Annotated in this window: 21 protein-coding genes and 1 pseudogene; 4 read left to right on the forward strand and 18 right to left on the reverse strand. The window is 66.2% G+C overall.

Going from position 1 to position 17,303, the window contains the following annotated elements; translation table 11 throughout:
• Positions 1 to 2 precede the first annotated feature (2 nt).
• A complete protein-coding gene (locus DMO17_RS15755) occupies positions 3 to 479 on the reverse strand; it encodes a DoxX family protein (protein ID WP_220034084.1) in 477 nt (158 codons plus the stop codon).
• 113 nt (positions 480 to 592) lie between these two features.
• On the opposite strand from DMO17_RS15755, the gene DMO17_RS15760 reads away from it, so the two are divergent.
• On the forward strand, positions 593 to 1,132 hold the full coding sequence (locus DMO17_RS15760; RefSeq protein WP_181418798.1) for a TetR/AcrR family transcriptional regulator: 540 nt from the start codon (positions 593 to 595) through the stop codon (positions 1,130 to 1,132).
• Here DMO17_RS15760 and DMO17_RS15765 read toward each other — a convergent pair.
• The 10 genes and pseudogenes from DMO17_RS15765 to ubiE form a co-directional block, all read right to left on the reverse strand.
• Positions 1,092 to 1,541: a UPF0158 family protein gene (locus tag DMO17_RS15765; RefSeq protein WP_110683560.1), complete on the reverse strand. Its 450-nt coding sequence runs from the start codon at positions 1,539 to 1,541 to the stop codon at positions 1,092 to 1,094. The two genes, DMO17_RS15760 and DMO17_RS15765, sit on opposite strands and share 41 nt — an antisense overlap.
• 65 nt (positions 1,542 to 1,606) lie before the next feature.
• Positions 1,607 to 2,314 carry a 16S rRNA (uracil(1498)-N(3))-methyltransferase gene (locus tag DMO17_RS15770; protein WP_110683431.1) on the reverse strand — a complete coding sequence of 236 codons (708 nt, stop codon included), beginning with the start codon at positions 2,312 to 2,314 and terminating at the stop codon, positions 1,607 to 1,609.
• On the reverse strand, positions 2,311 to 3,099 hold the full coding sequence (tatC, locus tag DMO17_RS15775; RefSeq protein ID WP_110683432.1) for a twin-arginine translocase subunit TatC: 789 nt from the start codon (positions 3,097 to 3,099) through the stop codon (positions 2,311 to 2,313). Before tatC ends, DMO17_RS15770 begins: the two co-directional genes overlap by 4 nt.
• A pseudogene (gene tatB / locus DMO17_RS15780) lies at positions 3,099 to 3,392 on the reverse strand (Sec-independent protein translocase protein TatB); the annotation flags it as partial. The pseudogene tatB and the gene tatC, both read right to left, overlap by 1 nt.
• 4 nt (positions 3,393 to 3,396) lie before the next feature.
• A complete protein-coding gene (tatA, locus tag DMO17_RS15785) occupies positions 3,397 to 3,633 on the reverse strand; it encodes a twin-arginine translocase TatA/TatE family subunit (RefSeq protein WP_110683434.1) in 237 nt (78 codons plus the stop codon).
• Between the two features lie 24 nt (positions 3,634 to 3,657).
• A complete protein-coding gene (locus tag DMO17_RS15790; protein ID WP_110683435.1) occupies positions 3,658 to 3,990 on the reverse strand; it encodes a phosphoribosyl-ATP diphosphatase in 333 nt (110 codons plus the stop codon).
• A complete protein-coding gene (gene hisI, locus DMO17_RS15795; protein ID WP_110683436.1) occupies positions 3,983 to 4,381 on the reverse strand; it encodes a phosphoribosyl-AMP cyclohydrolase in 399 nt (132 codons plus the stop codon). The genes DMO17_RS15790 and hisI overlap by 8 nt, the downstream gene beginning before the upstream one ends.
• A 105-nt stretch (positions 4,382 to 4,486) precedes the next feature.
• Positions 4,487 to 6,076 (reverse strand): ubiquinone biosynthesis regulatory protein kinase UbiB, encoded by a 1,590-nt coding sequence (gene ubiB, locus DMO17_RS15800; RefSeq protein ID WP_110683437.1) that lies wholly within the window; start codon positions 6,074 to 6,076, stop codon positions 4,487 to 4,489.
• Positions 6,073 to 6,687, reverse strand: a complete 615-nt coding sequence (locus DMO17_RS15805) for a ubiquinone biosynthesis accessory factor UbiJ (protein WP_110683438.1) — start codon at positions 6,685 to 6,687, stop codon at positions 6,073 to 6,075. The genes ubiB and DMO17_RS15805 overlap by 4 nt, the downstream gene beginning before the upstream one ends.
• Positions 6,687 to 7,457 carry a bifunctional demethylmenaquinone methyltransferase/2-methoxy-6-polyprenyl-1,4-benzoquinol methylase UbiE gene (gene ubiE / locus DMO17_RS15810; RefSeq protein WP_076582727.1) on the reverse strand — a complete coding sequence of 257 codons (771 nt, stop codon included), beginning with the start codon at positions 7,455 to 7,457 and terminating at the stop codon, positions 6,687 to 6,689. Before ubiE ends, DMO17_RS15805 begins: the two co-directional genes overlap by 1 nt.
• 114 nt (positions 7,458 to 7,571) lie before the next feature.
• Between ubiE and DMO17_RS15815 the strand changes: the two genes are divergently transcribed.
• From DMO17_RS15815 to DMO17_RS15825, 3 genes are all read left to right on the forward strand, one after another.
• A complete protein-coding gene (locus DMO17_RS15815; protein ID WP_110683439.1) occupies positions 7,572 to 7,850 on the forward strand; it encodes a polyhydroxyalkanoic acid system family protein in 279 nt (92 codons plus the stop codon).
• 209 nt (positions 7,851 to 8,059) lie between these two features.
• Positions 8,060 to 8,506 (forward strand): phasin family protein, encoded by a 447-nt coding sequence (locus DMO17_RS15820; protein WP_110683440.1) that lies wholly within the window; start codon positions 8,060 to 8,062, stop codon positions 8,504 to 8,506.
• 10 nt (positions 8,507 to 8,516) lie between these two features.
• Positions 8,517 to 9,305, forward strand: coding sequence for a phasin family protein (locus DMO17_RS15825; protein ID WP_110683441.1), 789 nt, complete (start codon positions 8,517 to 8,519; stop codon positions 9,303 to 9,305).
• Positions 9,306 to 9,353: 48 nt separating this feature from the next.
• Here the strand turns inward: DMO17_RS15825 and DMO17_RS15830 are convergent, their stop codons facing one another.
• The 7 genes from DMO17_RS15830 to hslV all read right to left on the reverse strand — a co-directional run bounded on the left by DMO17_RS15830 (position 9,354) and on the right by hslV (position 17,228).
• Positions 9,354 to 9,968, reverse strand: coding sequence for a TetR/AcrR family transcriptional regulator (locus tag DMO17_RS15830; protein WP_110683442.1), 615 nt, complete (start codon positions 9,966 to 9,968; stop codon positions 9,354 to 9,356).
• A 78-nt stretch (positions 9,969 to 10,046) separates the two neighbouring features.
• Positions 10,047 to 11,729: a class II poly(R)-hydroxyalkanoic acid synthase gene (gene phaC, locus DMO17_RS15835; protein WP_110683443.1), complete on the reverse strand. Its 1,683-nt coding sequence runs from the start codon at positions 11,727 to 11,729 to the stop codon at positions 10,047 to 10,049.
• Between the two features lie 157 nt (positions 11,730 to 11,886).
• Positions 11,887 to 12,744, reverse strand: a complete 858-nt coding sequence (gene phaZ, locus DMO17_RS15840) for a poly(3-hydroxyalkanoate) depolymerase (protein ID WP_110683444.1) — start codon at positions 12,742 to 12,744, stop codon at positions 11,887 to 11,889.
• A gap of 170 nt (positions 12,745 to 12,914) precedes the next feature.
• The gene (gene phaC / locus DMO17_RS15845) at positions 12,915 to 14,594 is read right to left on the reverse strand and encodes a class II poly(R)-hydroxyalkanoic acid synthase (RefSeq protein WP_110683445.1); all 1,680 of its coding nucleotides are present in this window, start codon (positions 14,592 to 14,594) and stop codon (positions 12,915 to 12,917) included.
• Between the two features lie 313 nt (positions 14,595 to 14,907).
• Positions 14,908 to 15,279 carry a gamma-butyrobetaine hydroxylase family protein gene (locus tag DMO17_RS15850; RefSeq protein ID WP_110683446.1) on the reverse strand — a complete coding sequence of 124 codons (372 nt, stop codon included), beginning with the start codon at positions 15,277 to 15,279 and terminating at the stop codon, positions 14,908 to 14,910.
• A gap of 54 nt (positions 15,280 to 15,333) precedes the next feature.
• Positions 15,334 to 16,674 (reverse strand): HslU--HslV peptidase ATPase subunit, encoded by a 1,341-nt coding sequence (hslU, locus tag DMO17_RS15855; RefSeq protein WP_110683447.1) that lies wholly within the window; start codon positions 16,672 to 16,674, stop codon positions 15,334 to 15,336.
• A 23-nt stretch (positions 16,675 to 16,697) separates the two neighbouring features.
• Positions 16,698 to 17,228: an ATP-dependent protease subunit HslV gene (gene hslV, locus DMO17_RS15860; RefSeq protein ID WP_110683448.1), complete on the reverse strand. Its 531-nt coding sequence runs from the start codon at positions 17,226 to 17,228 to the stop codon at positions 16,698 to 16,700.
• Positions 17,229 to 17,303: the final 75 nt, after the last annotated feature.

The following is a 17,303-nucleotide window of genomic DNA, read 5'->3' on the forward strand; positions in this document are numbered from 1 at the left end:
CCTCAGGCGGCCGCCACGGCGGTGGCCCGGCGCGGCAGCAGGCCGCCGGCGTACAGCGTCCACAGGATGATCAGCGGCTGGAACGGCAGGCGCAGCCAGTAATACCACTGTTCCTGCGGCAGGCCGTCCACGGTCAGGCCATTGAGGGCATTGTGCAGGTTGGCCGGGAATACGCAGACGAAGTACAGCGCCAGCAGGGCGGCCGCCAGGCGCCGCGTACGCGGCAGCAGCAGGCCGAGCGCGCCGGCGATCTCGCAGGTTCCGGTGAACAGCACCAGCGGCAGATGCCAGGGCAGGTAGTCGGGCATCATCGGCAGGTAACGTTCCGGTGTCAGCCAGTGATCGATTCCCGCGAAAACCAGTGCCGCAGCCAGGGCCAGGCGCATGCGCGCCGGCCAGTCGGCGAGGCCGGGCAGTCCCAGGCGGTGAGCGCCCCAGGCGCCGATGCAGAGCACTATCAACAGGGCGACGAAGAACATGGCTGGCCTCTCGGGTTGGTTTGGCTATGATGTTGCTCGTGTCAACATAGAAAAGGATGTTGTCGGTGTCAACTTCGAGAGAAGAGCGTTCCTATCATCATGGCGATCTGCGCATGGCCCTGTTGCGCGCGGCGGCCGAGTTGCTGGCGGAGCAGGGCGAGGCCGCCATCAGCCTGCGCGAGGTGGCGCGCCGGGCACAGGTCTCGCACAACGCGCCCTATCGCCACTTCACCGACCGCGAGGCATTGCTGGCGGCACTGGCCGAGCAGGGCTTCGCCGAGTTGCTGGAGCGCATGCAGGTGGTCGCGCGGGAGGGCAAGGCCGAGGCCAGGCTGGCGGCGCTGGGGCGCTGCTATGTCGACTTCGCCCTGCAACGACGTGGCCTGTTCCGTCTGATGTTCAGCGGTGCATTGGAGCGCAACCGTTACCCGACCCTGTTGACGGCGGCACAGGCGCTGCATCGTCAGCTGGAGGAGGCGGTGGCAGTGCTGGTTGCAGATGTGGACGGCATTGCCAGTCTGTCGGCCTGGAGCCTGGTTCATGGTTTGGCGCAGCTGCTACTGGAAGGGCAGGTCGCTGTGGATGAGGACCGCCAGGTCTTGATCGAGCGGGTTACCAGCGAATTTGCCGAGGGCCTGCTGCGCAGGGGCTAGTGCTCGGCTGCAGCTCGTTCTCTTCCAGCCAGTCCTGGGCCAGTTCGCGCAGGCGCTCGGCCTCGAAGCTCTGCCAGGCCTGCAGGAGGGCGGGGTAGTGCATCAGCACGTGGTTGAAGGTGCGCACCGGGCGGCGGCTCTCCAGGGCCTGTTGCAGCTCGCCGTAGGCATGCGGGTGGATGACCTCGGCGAGGAATTCGCGCATCAGCGCCAGGCTGTCGCCGGGCTGCAGCGGCTCGACCAGCAGGAAGCGCTCCGGCTCCTCGCGCAGCAGCGCCTCCAGTTCGGGATCGGCGTCTGTCTCGGGAATCAGCAGCAGCTTGCCGCTGAGCAGGTCGAGGTAGTGATCCAGCCCCTCGGTGTTGAGGGCGCAGGCCAGTTCGTCCAGGTCGATGATCAGCGGGCGCATGGCGAACTCCATATTGGCCGGCGTGGCTCCAGCCTAAGCCCGTGCGTGTGGCAAAACAACGCCGTTCAGAACAGGCGAGCCAGCAGGGCCGGGACCGCCGTTTCCACGCGCAGGATGCGCTGGCCCAATTGCACGGGGGCCAGCCCGGCCTCCTGCAGCTTCTCCACCTCGTAGGCAATCCAGCCGCCTTCCGGGCCTATGGCCAGGGTCACCGCCTCGCTGACCGCGCGCGGACAGGCGGGGTAGTCGCCGGGGTGGCCGACCAGGCCCAGGGTGCCGGCGGCGATGGCCGGCAGGCGGTCCTCGACGAAGGGCTTGAAGCGTTGCTCGATGCTCACCTCGGGCAGCACGGTGTCGCGGGCTTGCTCCAGGCCGAGAATCAGCTGCTCGCGGATCGCCTCGGGGCTGAGGAAAGGGGTCTGCCAGAAGCTCTTTTCCACCCGGTAGCTGTTCAGCAGCACCAGCCGCGGCACGCCCATGGCGGCCACCGTCTGCAACACGCGCTTGAGCATCTTCGGCCTGGGCAGGGCCAGCAGCAGGGTCAGCGGCAGCTTGGCCGGCGGTGGCTGGTCCAGTTCGACGCGCAGTTCGGCGTGCTGCTCATCCAGGGCCAGCAGGGTGCCGCGGCCCATCGGCCCGCCGAGGCGGCCGACGCGCAGGCTGTCACCGCTCTCGGCACCGTGGACTTCATGCAGGTGCTTGAGGCGGCGGCCGCTGAGGACGGCGCGATCCGCCGCGACGAAGTCGGCGTCCTCCAGCAGCAGCAGGTTCATTGCAGCGGCGCGGGTGGCTGGTCGTCGGGACGCTCTTCTGGCGTCTCGTGCTCGTCGCGCTTGCGCACCAGCCCGCCAAACAGCAGGCCGGCTTCGAACAGCAGCCACATGGGCACGGCCAGCAAGGTCTGGGAAAACACATCCGGCGGGGTGAGGAACATGCCGACCACGAAGCAGCCGACGATCACGTAGGGACGGCTTTTCTTCAGCGTCTCGACGTCGACGATGCCGACCCAGATCAGCAGGAAGGTGGCCACCGGAATCTCGAAGGCCACGCCGAAGGCGAAGAACAGGGTGAGGACGAAGTCCAGGTACTGGCCGATGTCCGTCATCATCGCTACCCCTTCGGGCGTCACGCTGGCGAAGAAGCCGAACATGATCGGGAATACCACGAAGTAGGCGAAGGCCATGCCGGCGTAGAACAGCAGGATGCTGGAGATCAGCAAGGGTACGGCGATGCGTTTTTCATGCTGGTACAGGCCCGGGGCGATGAAGCCCCAGATCTGCTGCAGCACCACCGGCATGCTGAGAAACAGTGCCACCACCAGCGTCAGCTTGAACGGCGTGAGAAAGGGTGAAGCCACGCCGGTGGCGATCATGGTCGCGCCCTCCGGCAGGTAGGCGCGCAGAGGGGCGGCGACCAGTGCGTAGATGTCCTGAGCGAAGTAGAACAGCGCGGCGAAGATCAGCAGCACGGCGATGACGCAGCGCAGGATGCGGTTGCGCAGCTCGGTGAGATGAGCGACCAGCGGCATTTCCTGGTCGTCGCGGGACGTTTCACTCATGGCGGGCTGGGCTTGTCCTGGCTATCGGTATTGGGTGCCGCTGGCGCCGGTGGCTGCACGCTCTGCTTCATCTCGCGCTCCAGTTCCAGGATGTGCTCGTTGTGCAGTTGGCGGCGGATCTCGTCGGCGCCGATTTCGCGCTCCACCTCGGTCTTCAGGCTGTTGAAGCTGCGTTTGAGGCGGCCGATCCACAGGCCTGCCATGCGTGCAGCCACGGGCAGGCGCTCGGGCCCGAGCACCAACAGGGCGATCAGGCCAACCAGCAGCAGTTCGGAAAAGCCGACGTCGAACATGGTCTCAGTCTTTCTTCACCGGCTCTTCGACCTTGCGTGCTTCACCAGCAATGGTCTGACCCTTGGCCTCTTCGACCGCCGGCTTGGTCTCTTCCTCGCCCTGGTTCATCGACTTGCGAAAGCCCTTGATCGCGTCGCCCAGATCGGAGCCCAGGCCCTTGAGGCGCTTGGTGCCGAACAGCATGACGACGATGAGCAGGATGATCAGAAGTTGCCAGATGCTGATGCCGCCGATACCCATGATGAATCTCCGAAGGTTGTGAAATCAGGATTGCGGGCGTGCGGCTTTTTCCGCATGCCCGGACAGGCCGAAGCGGCGGTCCAGCTCGTCCAGCACGGCCTGGGGGTGCTGGCCGAGGGCGGCGAGCATGACCAGGCTGTGGAACCAGAGGTCCGCGGTTTCGTAGATCAGGTCGCTGCAATCGCCGTTGATGGCCGCGTCCTTGGCCGCAAGAATGGTCTCGACCGACTCTTCGCCGACCTTCTCCAGAATCTTGTTCAGGCCCTTGTGGTACAGGCTGGCCACGTAGGAGCTGTCCGGCGCCGCGCCTTTGCGCGCCTCCAGCACCTCGGCCAGGCGGGTGAGGGTGTCACTCATGCTTGTGTTCCTGGTAGATGGCGTGCGGGTCTTTCAGTACCGGATCGACGCTGTGCCACGCGCCATCTTCCCAGACCCGGTAAAAGCAACTTTCGCGCCCGGTATGGCAGGCGATGCCGCCGAGCTGCTCCACCTGCAGGATGATCACGTCGGCGTCGCAGTCCAGGCGCAGCTCGTGCAGCTTCTGCACATGGCCGGACTCCTCGCCCTTGCGCCACAGCTTGCCACGCGAGCGTGACCAGTAGATGGCACGGCCTTCGGCCGCGGTGAGGCTCAGGGCCTCGCGGTTCATCCAGGCCATCATCAGCACGCGCCCGGTCTTGTGATCCTGGGCGATGGCCGGCACCAGGCCATCCTCGTTCCAGTGAATTTCGTCGAGCCAGTCGGTCATCTCTGCATCCGCCCGTAGCGGGCACTCTCATGGCGCCTGTGCGGCACCGGTTGTGCACCCTGCGGGTGCGATCAGGCTAAGTGTGCCAGCCGCAGCCGGCACTGGCTATCGGCGCAGGACCAGTGCCAGGCCGGCGCCCAGGCTGAGCCAGGCGGCCCAGGCCGCCGGGGCCAGCGCCAGGCCCTGGCTGACCCCTCCGGCGACCAGCGCCGCGCCGAGCAGGCGCAGCGGCCAGGCAGAGCCTCGCGGCGCGGCGGCGGGGGCCTCGGTGCGCGGCTGGTTGAGACGCTCCAGGGTGTCGCGGGCCATCTGCGACAGGTGCGGCACCTGCTCGGCCTGCTGCTGCAGGTTGCGCAGCAGGTGCAGGGGGCTGACGCGCTCGCGCATCCAGCGCTCGAGGAAGGGCTGCGCGGTGCTCCACAGGTCCAGGTCCGGGTACAGCTGGCGTCCGAGGCCCTCGATATTGAGCAGGGTCTTCTGCAGCAGCACCAGCTGCGGCTGCACTTCCATGTTGAAGCGGCGCGCGGTCTGGAACAGGCGCAGCAGCAGCTGGCCGAAGGAGATGTCCTTCAGCGGCTTCTCGAAGATCGGTTCGCACACGGTACGGATGGCCGCCTCGAACTCGTTGACCTTGGTTTCCGCCGGCACCCAGCCGGAGTCGATGTGCAGCTGCGCCACCTTGCGGTAGTCGCGCTTGAAGAAGGCGATCAGGTTGCGCGCCAGGTAGTCCTGGTCCTCGGGGGTGAGGCTGCCGACGATGCCGCAGTCGATGGCGATGTACTGCGGGCTCCAGGGCGTGCGGGTGGCGACGAAGATGTTGCCGGGGTGCATGTCGGCGTGGAAGAAGCTGTCGCGGAACACCTGGGTGAAGAAGATCTCCACGCCGCGCTCGGCCAGCAGTTTCATGTTGGTGCGCTGGTCCGCCAGGGTCGCCAGGTCGGTCACCGGCACGCCGTAGATGCGTTCCATCACCAGCACCTTGGGCCGGCACCAGTCCCAGTACACCTGAGGTACGTAGAGCAGCGGCGAGTCGGCGAAGTTGCGCCGCAGCTGGCTGGCGTTGGCCGCCTCGCGCATCAGGTCGAGCTCGTCGAAGATGGTCTTCTCGTAGTCAGACACCACTTCCACCGGGCGCAGGCGGCGCGCATCGGCCGAGGCCTTCTCGGCGATGCGCGCGGCGAGGAACAGCCAGGCCAGGTCGGAGCGGATGATCGGCCGCAGGTTGGGGCGGATCACCTTGACCACCACGTCCTCGCCGCTCTTCAGCTGCGCGGCATGTACCTGGGCGATGGAGGCCGAGGCCAGCGGCTGCACGTCGAAGCGGGCGAAGACCTCGCCGACCTTGGCGCCCAGCTGCTCCTCGATGCGCGCCACGGCGTGCTCGGGGTCGAACGGCGGCACCTGGTCCTGCAGGCGCGCCAGCTCGTCGGCGACGTCCGGCGGCAGCAGGTCGCGGCGGGTGGACAGCAGCTGGCCGAACTTGATAAAGATCGGGCCGAGGTCTTCCAGGGCCAGGCGCAGCGCCTCGCCGCGGCTCAGTTCCTGTTGGCCGCGCGGCAGCCAGCGCCAGGGCAGGGCGAAGCGCAGGGCGCGCATCCAGGTGGGCAGTGGCAGGGTCAGCAGCAGGTCGTCCAGGCGGTAGCGGATGACCACGCGCAGGATGCGCAGCAGGCGGCGGGTGGCGAGCAGGCTCATGAGTTCTTGTGCAGATTCCGGGCGAGGCGGTCGATGCGCGCGTCGAGGCGATCGAGGGCCAGCTTGAGGTCGTCCAGTTCATCGAAGCGGGCCTGGGCTTCGCGTTCGCCGACCAGGCTGCGCGATTCCTCGGCCAGGTAGTCGGCCAGGGTCTGGCGCAGGCTGTCGAGGCTCTCGCCGGCCCAGTTCACGCGGCTGCGCAGGTGGCCGGCGAGCAGCTGGCTGCCGACCGGGCCGAGCCAGCGCGACAGTTCGTATTCCCAGTCCAGCTCCAGGTCCTGGAGGATGCCGGCCAGCTCCAGCAGCGCGGCGCTGTCGCCGCTCAGGCTGACTTCCGGGCGGTGCAGGATGGCGGTCTTGTCCTTGGCCAGGGCCAGCTTGAGCAGGCTGCTGGCGGGCGCGCTGAGCACGCAGTCGGCGCCGTCCCAGTGGCTGGCCAGTTGCAGGCCCTCGGCGCCGGGGAGGATGAACAGCTTGAGCGCGGGGCTCTGGCAGTCGACCTCGATCAGCTTGCCTTCCAGCCGGGCCAGGCGCGGCAGCGCGGTGCTGTCCATGGCCAGCACGCGGTTGAGGCCGAGCTCAACGCCCGCCAGCAGCGCCTGGGTCAGCATCAGGGCTTGATACCGCGGTGCAGGGCGACGATGCCGCCGGTCATGTTGTGGTAGGTGACGCGCTCGAAGCCGGCCTCGACCATCATCGCCTTGAGGGTTTCCTGGTCCGGGTGCATGCGGATCGACTCGGCCAGGTAGCGGTAGCTGTCGGCGTCGTTGGTGATCAGCTTGCCGGCCAGCGGCATGAAGCTGAACGAGTAGGTGTCGTAGGCCTTGGCCAGCAGCGGGTTGCCCGGCTTGGAGAATTCCAGCACCAGCAGGCGGCCGCCCGGCTTGAGCACGCGCAGCATGGAGCGCAGGGCGTTCTCCTTGCGGGTCACGTTGCGCAGGCCGAAGGCAATGGTCACCACGTCGAAATGATTGTCCGGGAAGGGCAGTGCCTCGGCATCGGCCTGGACGAACTGCACGTTGCCGGCCACGCCCTTGTCCAGCAGGCGGTCGCGGCCGACCTTGAGCATGGAGTCGTTGATGTCGGCCAGCACCACTTCACCGCTCGGACCGACCAGGCTGGAGAACTTGCGGGTGAGGTCACCGGTGCCGCCGGCGATGTCCAGCACGCGGTTGCCCGGGCGCACGCCGGACAGCTCGATGGTGAAGCGCTTCCACAGGCGGTGCAGGCCACCGGAGAGCACGTCGTTCATCAGGTCGTACTTGGCCGCCACCGAGTGGAAGACTTCGGCGACCTTCTCCGCCTTCTGGCTTTCCGGGACGTCCTGGAAGCCGAAGTGGGTGGTCTTTTCCTGCTCTGGGGCCTTGCGCGGGTCGTTCATGTCGCGTCACCTGAATCGAAGTGGCGGCCATTCTAAACCCCCTGCCAGCCTTTGTCTTGGCGCCGGGTGGAGCTGTTATAGTCGCGTGACACCAGGTCGCAGCAGGAGTCGCGCATGTCTCGCATCACCGTCGAACGTTCCCATTCCCTCGGCCTTGCCGCCGCCCGCGAGAAGGCCGAGGCGCTGGCCCGGCGCCTGGCCAGCGAGTATGACGTGAAGTACCGCTGGAACGGCGACACCCTGGAGTTCAAGCGCAGCGGCGCCGACGGGCATATCGACGTGGCCGCCGACAGTGTGCGCGTAGAACTCAAACTGGGCCTGCTGCTGTCGGCACTGGGCGGCACCATCCGGCGCGAGATCGAGGAGACGCTCGACAAGCACCTGCAGGCCTAGAGTGCTGGCTCTGCCGGTGCTCGGATTGTCGGCTGCCTCAGGTCATGGCGCGGAGCGGCAAGGCCGGATGGCACTACCGGGACGCCTGCGCAGTGCGATAGTTTTTTCGCAACAGCGCACTAGTATGTGATTTCTAATTTTTCCCTCTACCTTGCGCTCAAGTCCCGCGAAGGGACGAACCTTCCACCACATTGAGCGTGAGGTGCACCATGGCCACTAAAGTCGCCGTTAAGAAGAAAGTCGAAGCTGTCGAAAGCAAAGTCACCGTTCTGACCGACGTGAAGGCCTACGCCCGCAAGGTCTGGCTGGCCGGCCTGGGTGCCTATGCCAAGGCCGGTGCCGAAGGCGCCGACTACTTCAAGGAGCTGGTCAAGGCCGGCGAAGGCGTCGAGAAGCAGGGCAAGAAGCTGGTGAGCGAGCAGGTCGATGCCGCCAACAGCCAGATCGAATCGCAGCTCAAGAGCGTCAAGAGCAGCGTCTCCGAAGTCAAAGGCAAGGTCGAGGTGCAGTTCGACAAGATCGAGAAGGCCTTCGACAACCGCGTCGCCAGCGCACTGAACCGCCTGGGTATTCCCTCCAAGCAGGATGTTGAGGCACTCTCTGCTAAGCTGGACGAGTTGAATGCTTTGCTTGAGCGAGTGGCGCGTACCCAATAAGGAGAGCAGGATGGCTGTTAAGAAAACTACCGCAGCAAAACCGGCGGCAAAACCGGCAGCGAAGAAGCCGGTTGCCAAAAAGGAAAGCAACTCCTGGATCGGTGAGGTCGAGAAGTACTCGCGCCAGATCTGGCTGGCCGGCCTCGGTGCCTATTCCAAGATCAGTAAGGACGGCAACAAGCTGTTCGACGGCCTGGTCAAGGACGGCGAGAAGGCCGAGAAGAAGGCCAAGAGCGAAGTCGACAAGCAGCTCGACGTGGTCAAGTCCAGCGTCGGTTCCACCGTCGGCACTGCCAAGTCCAAGGTCGATGAGGTCAAGGACAAGGCCCTGGGCAAGTGGAACGAGCTGGAAGAGGCCTTCGACAAGCGCCTGAACAGTGCCATCTCCCGTCTGGGCGTGCCCAGCCGCAACGAGGTGAAGGCGCTGCAGACCAAGGTCGACAGCCTGACCAAGCAGATCGAGAAACTCACCGGTGTATCGGTGAAGTCGGTCGCCAAGCCTGCGGCTAAACCGGCTGCCAAGCCGGCTGCCAAGGCTGCCGCGAAACCCGCTGCGAAGCCTGCCGCCAAGCCGGCTGCCAAAGCTGCGGCCAAACCCGCAGTGAAGGCAGCGGCCAAGCCTGCTGCCAAACCGGCTGCCAAGCCCGTTGCGGCCAAGCCGGCGGCTGCCAAGAAGCCGGTGGTGAAGAAGCCCGCTGCGCCGAAGCCGGCCGCTGCCAAGCCTGCCGCCCCGGCGCCGGCTCCGGCAGCTGCCCCGGCTCCGGTCGCCGCTCCGGCAACCCCCGCCACCCCGTCCTGATTTTCTCAGGATGTACAAGCGCCCGGCCCAGTGCCGGGCGTTTGCATTTCAGGCTTCCAGATAGCGCTGCGCGAGTCGCTCGGCGGCGTGACGCGGCGCGTCGGTGAGGTGTGGGGCGACCAGCATCATCACCTGGAACACCACCAGGCGCACTTCGCCGTCGGCGCCGAGGATGCGCTGGTAGTCGAGGGAGAACAGCAGGGTCAGGGTGATTTGCTCCACCAACTGGCCGAGGGCCTGGGTGTCGCTGCGCAGCTGGCCATGGGCCTTGAGTCGCGCCAGCAGGCTGGCCAGGGTGCGCTTGAGCTGATTGAGCCACAGGCGGATGCCGCGGGCCAGCTTGGGCAGGCGCCCGGCCAGGTTGGACAGGTCCTGGAACAGGAAGCGGTACTGGGCCAGACGCTCGACGATCAGGTGCAGGAACAGCCAGTAATCCTCGACACCCAGCTCAGCATCCTCGGGCGGATCGAGCAGCGGCGCCAGGTCGCTCTGGAAGCGTTCGAACAGCTCGAGGATCAGCGGTTCCTTGCCGTGGAAGTGGTAGTAGAGGTTGCCCGGGCTGATGCCCATTTCGGTGGCGATTTCGAGGGTGGAGACGTTGGGCTCGCCCTGCTGGTTGAACAGCAGCAGGGCGCATTCGAGGATGCGGTCGCGGGTCTTCATTCCATGATCTTGTGGTGGCCGCCGGAGTGCCGACGATAACCGGCCAGGCACCCGTCCGGCCAGCGCCGAGTGCCGCTTTCAGCGCACATGCACATAGGTGCCGGGGGCCGACTCCATCGCCGGGTGCTTGTTGCCGCCGACGCTGAACACGGTTTCGCGCAGCTCGCCCGAGCGCTGTTGGATCCATTCCAGCCACTGCGGCCACCAGCTGCCCTCCTGCCTTTGCGCATCGTGATACCAGGCACGCGGGTCGCTGGTCAGCTTGGCGGCCTCCAGATAGGTGGCCTTGGGGTTGCCCGGTGGGTTGAGAATGCTCTGGATGTGGCCGCTGTTGGACAGCACGAAGCGGCTGTTGCCGCCGAGCAGCAGGGCGGAGCGGTAGACCGCGTCCCAGGGAGTGATGTGGTCGTTGATGCCAGCCACGCTGAAACTGTCCAGGTTGACCTTGGACAGGTCGATCGGCGTGCCGCAGATCTCCATGCCGCCGGCGCGGGTCAGCGGATTGTGCTTGAACAGGTCGAGCAGGTCGCCGTGCAGGGCGGCCGGCAGGCGGGTGTTGTCGTTGTTCCAGTAGAGGATGTCGAAGGCTGGCGGTTCCTTGCCCATCAGGTAGTTGTTGACCCAGTAGTTCCAGATCAGGTCGTTGGGGCGCATCCAGGCGAACACCCGGGCCATGTCGCGGCCATCCAGCACGCCGCTCTGGTAGGAGCGGCGCTTGGCCGACTCCAGGGTCTGCTCGTCGGCGAACAGCATTGCCGGGCTGTCCACCTGGGCGTCCAGCAGGCTGACCAGATAGGTGGCGCAGCCGACCTTGCGCAGCTGGCGCTTGGCCTGCAGGTGGCCCTGCAGGGCGGCGATGGTCAGGCCACCGGCGCAGGCGCCGAGCAGGTTGACCTCCTTGCTGCCGGTGATGGCGCGGCATACGTCGGAGGCTTCCTCCACCGCCTGCACGTAGCTGGACAGGCCCCATTCGCGATGCCGTGCGTCCGGGTTGCGCCAGCTGATCATGAACACCTGCAGGCCGTTCTTCAGGCAGTACTGGATGAAGCTCTTCTCCGGCGACAGGTCGAAGATGTAGAACTTGTTGATCTGCGGCGGCACCATCAGCAGCGGGCGTTCGTACTGCTTCTCGCTCATCGGCTTGTAGTGGAGCAGCTCGAACATCTCGCAGCGGTACACCACCGCGCCGGGGGTGACGGCCAGGTTGCGGCCGACCTCGAAGGCGCGCTTGTCGACCTGCTGCGGCATACCGCTGTTGTGCAGCAGGTCGTCGAACAGCTGGCGCGCACCGCGCAGCACGCTGCTGCCGCCGCTGTTGAACAGCTCCTTGACCGCCAGCGGGTTGAGCAGGGTGTTGGACGGCGCCAGGGCGTCGTTGAGCAGGGAGAACAGGAAGTGCGCGCGGGTGCGGTCGTCCGGCGACAGGTCGCTCTCGTCGATCCACGCCTTGAGCTGCTTCTGCCAGGCCAGGTAGGCCTGCAGGCTGCGCCGGTAGAAGGGGTTGAGCTGCCAGGTCGGGTCGGCGAAGCGGGCGTCCTGCGGATTGGGCCGGTAGGGGGTGTCGCCGAGCATCACGCGGCCCAGCTGCTTGCCGAAGGCCAGCAGGTGGCGGGTGCTGTGCACCGGCTGGCGCAGCCCCTGGAAGGCCAGGGTGCGCAGGGTGGAGAACAGGTCGCGGCCGCGCAGGCCGACCATCGCACTCTGCGCGTTCATGAAGTGTGCGGGTACCGGCAGTGATCCCGGTGCAGTCTTGTCACGCATGGGGCAGGCTCCGTCGTCAAACTGTCATATCCGATGACAGCAAGGCTTGTACCAAGGCGCGCCGGAGGGCATTCCAGACTGCCGCGCAATAATTCTTCCTTGTCCGGCGGGCCTCGCGTTGGGGCGAGCCTGCCGGAGTAGCACTACAGTTGTGCGATCAGTGGCTGCGCACGGGCAGCGGCTGCGGGTGCATCACCGCGCGCTGCCGTTCCTCCTGGAGGAACTTCATGATGATAGGCGCCACGGCCTCGGCGCGGGTCACGAGGAACAGATGACCGTCGTCGATCACGTGAAGTTCCGCGTTGGGGATGCGCCAGGCCAGCAGGCGCATGTTGACCAGCGGGATGATCGGGTCATCGTCGCCGGCCAGTACCAGGGTGGGCTGGCGGATGCGGTGCAGCCAGTGGATGCTGGTCCAGCCGAGGCCGGCGAACAGCTGCCAGTAGTAGCCCATCTTGCCGCCCGAACGCACCTTGCTGGCATGCGAAAGGGCCAGCTTGGGGTCGCGGCGGAAGGCGCCGCCGTAGATGTCCGGGGCGATGTGCACGCCGTAGGACGGCTGGATGTAGCGCCGCGGGCTGGCCATGCGCCAGAGCACCTTGGGCTTGCCCGGCACCATCACTGCGCCGGCCGAGGTGGCGGCCAGCACCAGCTTCTTGCAGCGCTCCGGGTAGTCGTGGGCGAACTGCTGGGCCAGCGCGCCGCCCCAGGACACGCCGATGGCGTTGACCTGGCCATAGTCCAGGTAGTCGAGCATGCGCGCGGCCAGCTTGGCCAGGCCGGGGAAGCGGTAGGGCGTGCTCGGGGTGGAGGAGCCGCCGACGCCGGGAACGTCGAAGGCGATCACTTCCAGGTCGGGGTCGAGCGCCGAGACGAAGGGCATCACCAGCTCCAGGTTGGCGCCGATGCCGTTGAAGATCAGCAGCGGCGTCAGGCTGCTGCCGCCGGGGCGGACCGCGGTGCGGATGGTCTGGCCATCCAGCTCGATGGTACGGAATACGAATGGTTGCGGCATGCACTAGGCCCTATACATGGATCAGCGGCGAGCGGCCTTCCGAGGCGGCTCGCCAGTCTCCCGCCAGGCGGGGCACCGCGGGGCCCGGAGGCCCGCTGCGGCGTGCGGCACATCCGGGTGCCGCGGGCAGTACTGCGCAAGGTGCAGCATTGTCGGTAGCGCTGTTGTCATCAGCGTTCGTGAACGTAGGTCCCCGGTGCGGCCTCGCCCGGGGCGTGGCTCTTGCTGCCCAGGCTGGCCGGAGCCTTCTTCAGCTTGCCGGAGCGCTCGCCCAGCCACTGCTGCCAGTGCAGCCACCAGGAATCGGCGTGCTTGGTGGCCTTCTCCTGCCATTCGCGGGCGCTCGCCGCCGGCTCGCTGTTGGTGACGAAGCGTGCCTTGGGGTTGCCCGGCGGGTTGAGGATGCTCTGGATGTGGCCGCTGTTGGACAGCACGAACTCGACCTTGCCGCCGAACAGCAGCGAGGACTTGTAGCAGGCTTCCCAGGGGGTGATGTGGTCGGTGGTGCCGGCCACGCAGTAGATGTCGCAGGTGACCTGCTTGAGGTCGATCGGCGTGCCGCAGACTTCCAGGGCGTTGGGCCGGGTCAGCGGGTTGGTCTTGAACAGCTCGATCAGGTCGCCGTGGAAGGCAGCCGGCAGGCGCGTGGTGTCGTTGTTCCAGTAGAGGATGTCGAACACCGGCGGCTCGTTGCCCAGCAGGTAGTTGTTGACCCAGTAGTTCCAGATCAGATCGTTGGGGCGCATCCAGGCGAACACCTTGGCCATGTCCTTGCCCTCCAGCACGCCGGACTGGTAGGAGCGGCGCTTGGCGGCCTCCAGGGTCTTCTCGTCGGCGAACAGGGCGACCTGGGTGTCCAGCTTGGTGTCGAGCACGCTGACCAGCAGGGTCATGGAGTTGACCTTCTTCTCGCCGATGGCCGCGTAGTGGCCGAGCAGCGAGGAGATGGTGATGCCGCCGGAGCAGGCGCCGAGGATGTTGACGTCCTTGCTGCCGGTGATCTCGGTGACCACGTCGACCGCTTCCTTGAGCGCCTCGATGTAGGTCGACAGGCCCCACTCGCGCTGTGCCTTGGTCGGGTTGCGCCAGCTCACCACGAAGGTCTGCACATGGTTGCGCAGGAGGAAGCGCGCCACGCTCTTCTCCGGCGACAGGTCGAACACGTAGAACTTGTTGATCTGCGGCGGCACCACCAGCAGCGGGCGCTCGTGCACCTGCTCGGTGGTCGGCTTGTACTGGATCAGCTCCAGCAGGTCGTTGCGGAAGATCACCGCGCCTTCGCTGGTGGCCAGGTTCTTGCCGACCTCGAAGGCGTCCATCTTCACCTGGCTGGGCATGCCGCCGTTGTTGACGATGTCCTTGGCCAGGTGCGAGAGGCCGTCGAGCAGGCTCTTGCCGCCGGTCTCGAAGAAGCGCTTGACCGCCGCCGGGTTGGCCATGCTGTTGGTCGGGGCCATGGCCTCGGTCATCAGGTTGATGACGAAGTGGCCGCGGCTGGTGTCCTGCTCGGAGAGGTTGCTGTCCTCGATCCAGTCGTGCAGTTCCTTGCGCCAGGCCAGGTAGGTCTGCAGGTAGCGGCGGTACAGGGGGTTCTGGCTCCAGGCCGGGTCGGCGAAGCGGCGGTCGCCGTCTTCCGGTGACAACTCCGACTGGCCAAGCAGGACGTTCTTCAGCTCGAGGGCGAAGTGGGTGACATGCTTGGCGCTGTGGAAAGGTTGCTTGATGGCCTGGGCCAGCACCATCCGGGCAGAGGTGAGTAGATCCTTGCCGCGCAAGCCGATCACCGGGTTCAAACCCAGGGTGTTCTCCGAGGCTTGGCGATGCAGGTCTTCATTATTCTTCTGGGTCATCTACGACGCTCCATTGTCCTGAGACGAATACCAACTGCAGCTGTGAAAGGGCACAGGGCGAAGGGCTGGTACTGCTCGGGTTTACCGGGTGCGGAGCGAACTCCGCGCTTTCTTCGCATTTGCCGAGGGCAAATGCACGGAACCTGCCAGTTCCTTGGTTACCCGAGTTTCCTCTTTTGCGCAAGTTCGCGAATGCTGATTGAACGGCGCGCGGGAGTATGCCGAGGGCGATTAGAAAATGCGCCCTAGGTATGAAGGGAATATTGCGCGAGGCTCAAGCTAGAGCCTGCTGCGAGGCTATTGGGAAGATGCCCTAGAGCATCAGGCGAACGACCGATTCGTCTGGGTCGCGCGACTTGCCGGCGGCGGCCAGCTGGGCCAGATAGTCGGCCCACAGCTCATCCTGGCGGGTGGCGAGCTGGTAGAGGTAGTCCCAGGTGTACAGGCCGCTGTCGTGGCCGTCGTCGAAGCACAGTTTCAGTGCATAGTTGCCGGCCGGCTCGATGCGCTCGAGCGCCACGTTCAGCTTGCCGTACTGCAGGATCGGTCTGCCATGGCCCTGCACCTCGGCCGAGGGCGAGTGCACGCGCAGGAACTCGGCGCTGAGGCTGTAGCTCTGCTCGCCGTAGCGCAGCTCCAGGGTCCTGGAGGCCTTGTGCAGTTTGATCGCGCTGGGCGTGGGCATGCTCGTTTCCAGAGGCTGGGCGGCCCGGATGCGCTCCGGGCCGCGGGGCTGTGTTTACAGAATGTAGCGCGACAGGTCTTCGTCCTGCGCCAGCTCGCCGAGGTGGCCGTTGACGTAGGCGGCGTCGATGCGGATCGGTGTGCCGTTCTGCTGCCCGGCCAGGTCGCCGGCGCTGAAGGAGACTTCCTCCAGCAGGCGTTCGAGCAGGGTGTGCAGGCGGCGGGCGCCGATGTTCTCGGTCTTCTCGTTGACCTGCCAGGCGATCTCGGCCAGGCGCTTGATGCCGTCCGCGGCGAACTCGATGTCCAGCCCCTCGGTCTTGAGCAGCTCGCGGTACTGCTCGGTGAGCGAGGCGTGCGGCTCGCTGAGGATGCGCTCGAAGTCCTGCGGCGACAGGGCCTTGAGCTCGACGCGGATCGGCAGGCGACCCTGCAGTTCGGGCACTAGGTCGCTGGGCTTGGCCAGGTGGAAGGCACCGGAGGCGATGAACAGGATGTGGTCGGTCTTGACCATGCCCAGCTTGGTGTTGACCGTGCAGCCCTCGATCAGCGGCAGCAGGTCGCGCTGCACGCCCTCGCGGGAGACGTCGGCGCCGCCGACATTGGCGCGCTTGGCGACCTTGTCGATCTCGTCGATGAAGACGATGCCGTGCTGCTCCACCGCTTCCAGGGCGCGGGCCTTGAGCTCCTCCTCGTTGACCAGGCGCGCGGCTTCCTCGTCGCGGATCAGCTTGAGGGCGTCCTTGACCTTGAGCTTGCGGCTCTTCTTCTTGCCCTTGCTCAGGCCGGAGAACAGGTTCTGCAGCTGGCTGGTCATCTCCTCCATGCCCGGTGGGGTCATGATTTCCACGCCCAGCGGCGCCTCGGCGACCTCGATGTCGATCTCCTTGTCGTCCAGCTGGCCCTCGCGCAGGCGCTTGCGGAACAGCTGGCGGGTGTTGGAGTCCTGGGTCGGCTGCGGGTCTTCGTTGAAGCCGACGCGGGCCGGCGGCAGCAGGGCGTCGAGGATGCGCTCCTCGGCGGCGTCCTCGGCGCGATGGCGCATCTTCTGCACTTCCTGCTCGCGCAGCAGCTTGAGCGCGGCGTCGGCTAGGTCACGGATGATCGACTCGACGTCGCGGCCGACATAGCCGACCTCGGTGAACTTGGTCGCCTCGACCTTGAGGAAGGGTGCGTTGGCTAGCTTGGCCAGGCGCCGGGCGATCTCGGTCTTGCCGACGCCGGTGGGGCCGATCATCAGGATGTTCTTCGGCGTCACTTCCTGGCGCAGCTCGGCCGGCAGCTGCATGCGCCGCCAGCGGTTGCGCAGGGCGATGGCCACGGCGCGCTTGGCGTCGTCCTGGCCGATGATGTGGCGGTTGAGCTCGGAAACGATCTCGCGGGGTGTCATGGACATAAATGTGGCTCCGGAAGCCGCGCTCATTCGGCGCAGTCTTCTTCCTCGATGGTCAGATTCTGGTTAGTGAAGACACAGATGGAGCCGGCAATGTTCAACGCGGTCTCGGTGATTTCGCGGGCGGACAGCTCGGTCTTCTGCAGCAGGGCCATGGCCGCGGCCTGGGCGAAGCCGCCGCCGGAGCCCATGGCGATCAGGCCGTGCTCGGGTTCGACCACGTCACCGTTGCCGGTGATGATCAGCGAGGCGTCCTTGTTGGCCACTGCCAGCATGGCTTCCAGGCGGCTCAGCGAACGGTCGGTGCGCCAGTCCTTGGCCAGCTCGACGGCGGCGCGGATCAGGTGGCCCTGGTGTTTTTCCAACTGGCCCTCGAAGCGCTCGAACAGGGTGAAGGCGTCGGCGGTGGCACCGGCAAAGCCGGCCAGCACCTGGCCGTGATAGAGGCGGCGGACCTTCTTGGCGTTGCCTTTCATCACGGTGTTGCCGAGGGAAACCTGGCCGTCGCCGCCCATGACGACTTTGCCGTTGCGGCGGACTGAAACGATGGTGGTCAAGGGGTGGATCTCCACGCAGCGGGGCAGAAGTGCCCGAATGGAGATCAGATGGGGTGGCCCGCCCGGCTTTTCAAC

The organism is Aquipseudomonas alcaligenes, from assembly GCF_003205495.1.
GTDB classification, from domain to species: Bacteria; Pseudomonadota; Gammaproteobacteria; order Pseudomonadales; family Pseudomonadaceae; genus Aquipseudomonas; species Aquipseudomonas alcaligenes_B.

Excerpts from the sequence above, each read along its gene's own strand:
- DMO17_RS15760 (WP_181418798.1), top strand. The coding sequence starts at position 593 with ATGGCCCTGTTGCGCGCGGCGGCCGAGTTGCTGGCGGAGCAGGGCGAG.
- DMO17_RS15815 (WP_110683439.1), top strand. The coding sequence starts at position 7,572 with ATGTCTCGCATCACCGTCGAACGTTCCCATTCCCTCGGCCTTGCCGCC.
- DMO17_RS15755 (WP_220034084.1), bottom strand. The coding sequence starts at position 479 with ATGTTCTTCGTCGCCCTGTTGATAGTGCTCTGCATCGGCGCCTGGGGC.
- hisI (WP_110683436.1), bottom strand. The coding sequence starts at position 4,381 with ATGACCGACTGGCTCGACGAAATTCACTGGAACGAGGATGGCCTGGTG.
- phaZ (WP_110683444.1), bottom strand. The coding sequence starts at position 12,744 with ATGCCGCAACCATTCGTATTCCGTACCATCGAGCTGGATGGCCAGACC.
- DMO17_RS15805 (WP_110683438.1), bottom strand. The coding sequence starts at position 6,687 with ATGCTGACCCAGGCGCTGCTGGCGGGCGTTGAGCTCGGCCTCAACCGC.
- phaC (WP_110683445.1), bottom strand. The coding sequence starts at position 14,594 with ATGACCCAGAAGAATAATGAAGACCTGCATCGCCAAGCCTCGGAGAAC.
- DMO17_RS15765 (WP_110683560.1), bottom strand. The coding sequence starts at position 1,541 with ATGCGCCCGCTGATCATCGACCTGGACGAACTGGCCTGCGCCCTCAAC.
- DMO17_RS15850 (WP_110683446.1), bottom strand. The coding sequence starts at position 15,279 with ATGCCCACGCCCAGCGCGATCAAACTGCACAAGGCCTCCAGGACCCTG.
- hslU (WP_110683447.1), bottom strand. The coding sequence starts at position 16,674 with ATGTCCATGACACCCCGCGAGATCGTTTCCGAGCTCAACCGCCACATC.
- ubiE (WP_076582727.1), bottom strand. The coding sequence starts at position 7,457 with ATGAACGACCCGCGCAAGGCCCCAGAGCAGGAAAAGACCACCCACTTC.
- DMO17_RS15820 (WP_110683440.1), top strand. The coding sequence starts at position 8,060 with ATGGCCACTAAAGTCGCCGTTAAGAAGAAAGTCGAAGCTGTCGAAAGC.
- phaC (WP_110683443.1), bottom strand. The coding sequence starts at position 11,729 with ATGCGTGACAAGACTGCACCGGGATCACTGCCGGTACCCGCACACTTC.
- DMO17_RS15790 (WP_110683435.1), bottom strand. The coding sequence starts at position 3,990 with ATGAGTGACACCCTCACCCGCCTGGCCGAGGTGCTGGAGGCGCGCAAA.
- tatA (WP_110683434.1), bottom strand. The coding sequence starts at position 3,633 with ATGGGTATCGGCGGCATCAGCATCTGGCAACTTCTGATCATCCTGCTC.
- DMO17_RS15825 (WP_110683441.1), top strand. The coding sequence starts at position 8,517 with ATGGCTGTTAAGAAAACTACCGCAGCAAAACCGGCGGCAAAACCGGCA.
- ubiB (WP_110683437.1), bottom strand. The coding sequence starts at position 6,076 with ATGAGCCTGCTCGCCACCCGCCGCCTGCTGCGCATCCTGCGCGTGGTC.
- DMO17_RS15830 (WP_110683442.1), bottom strand. The coding sequence starts at position 9,968 with ATGAAGACCCGCGACCGCATCCTCGAATGCGCCCTGCTGCTGTTCAAC.
- tatC (WP_110683432.1), bottom strand. The coding sequence starts at position 3,099 with ATGAGTGAAACGTCCCGCGACGACCAGGAAATGCCGCTGGTCGCTCAT.
- DMO17_RS15770 (WP_110683431.1), bottom strand. The coding sequence starts at position 2,314 with ATGAACCTGCTGCTGCTGGAGGACGCCGACTTCGTCGCGGCGGATCGC.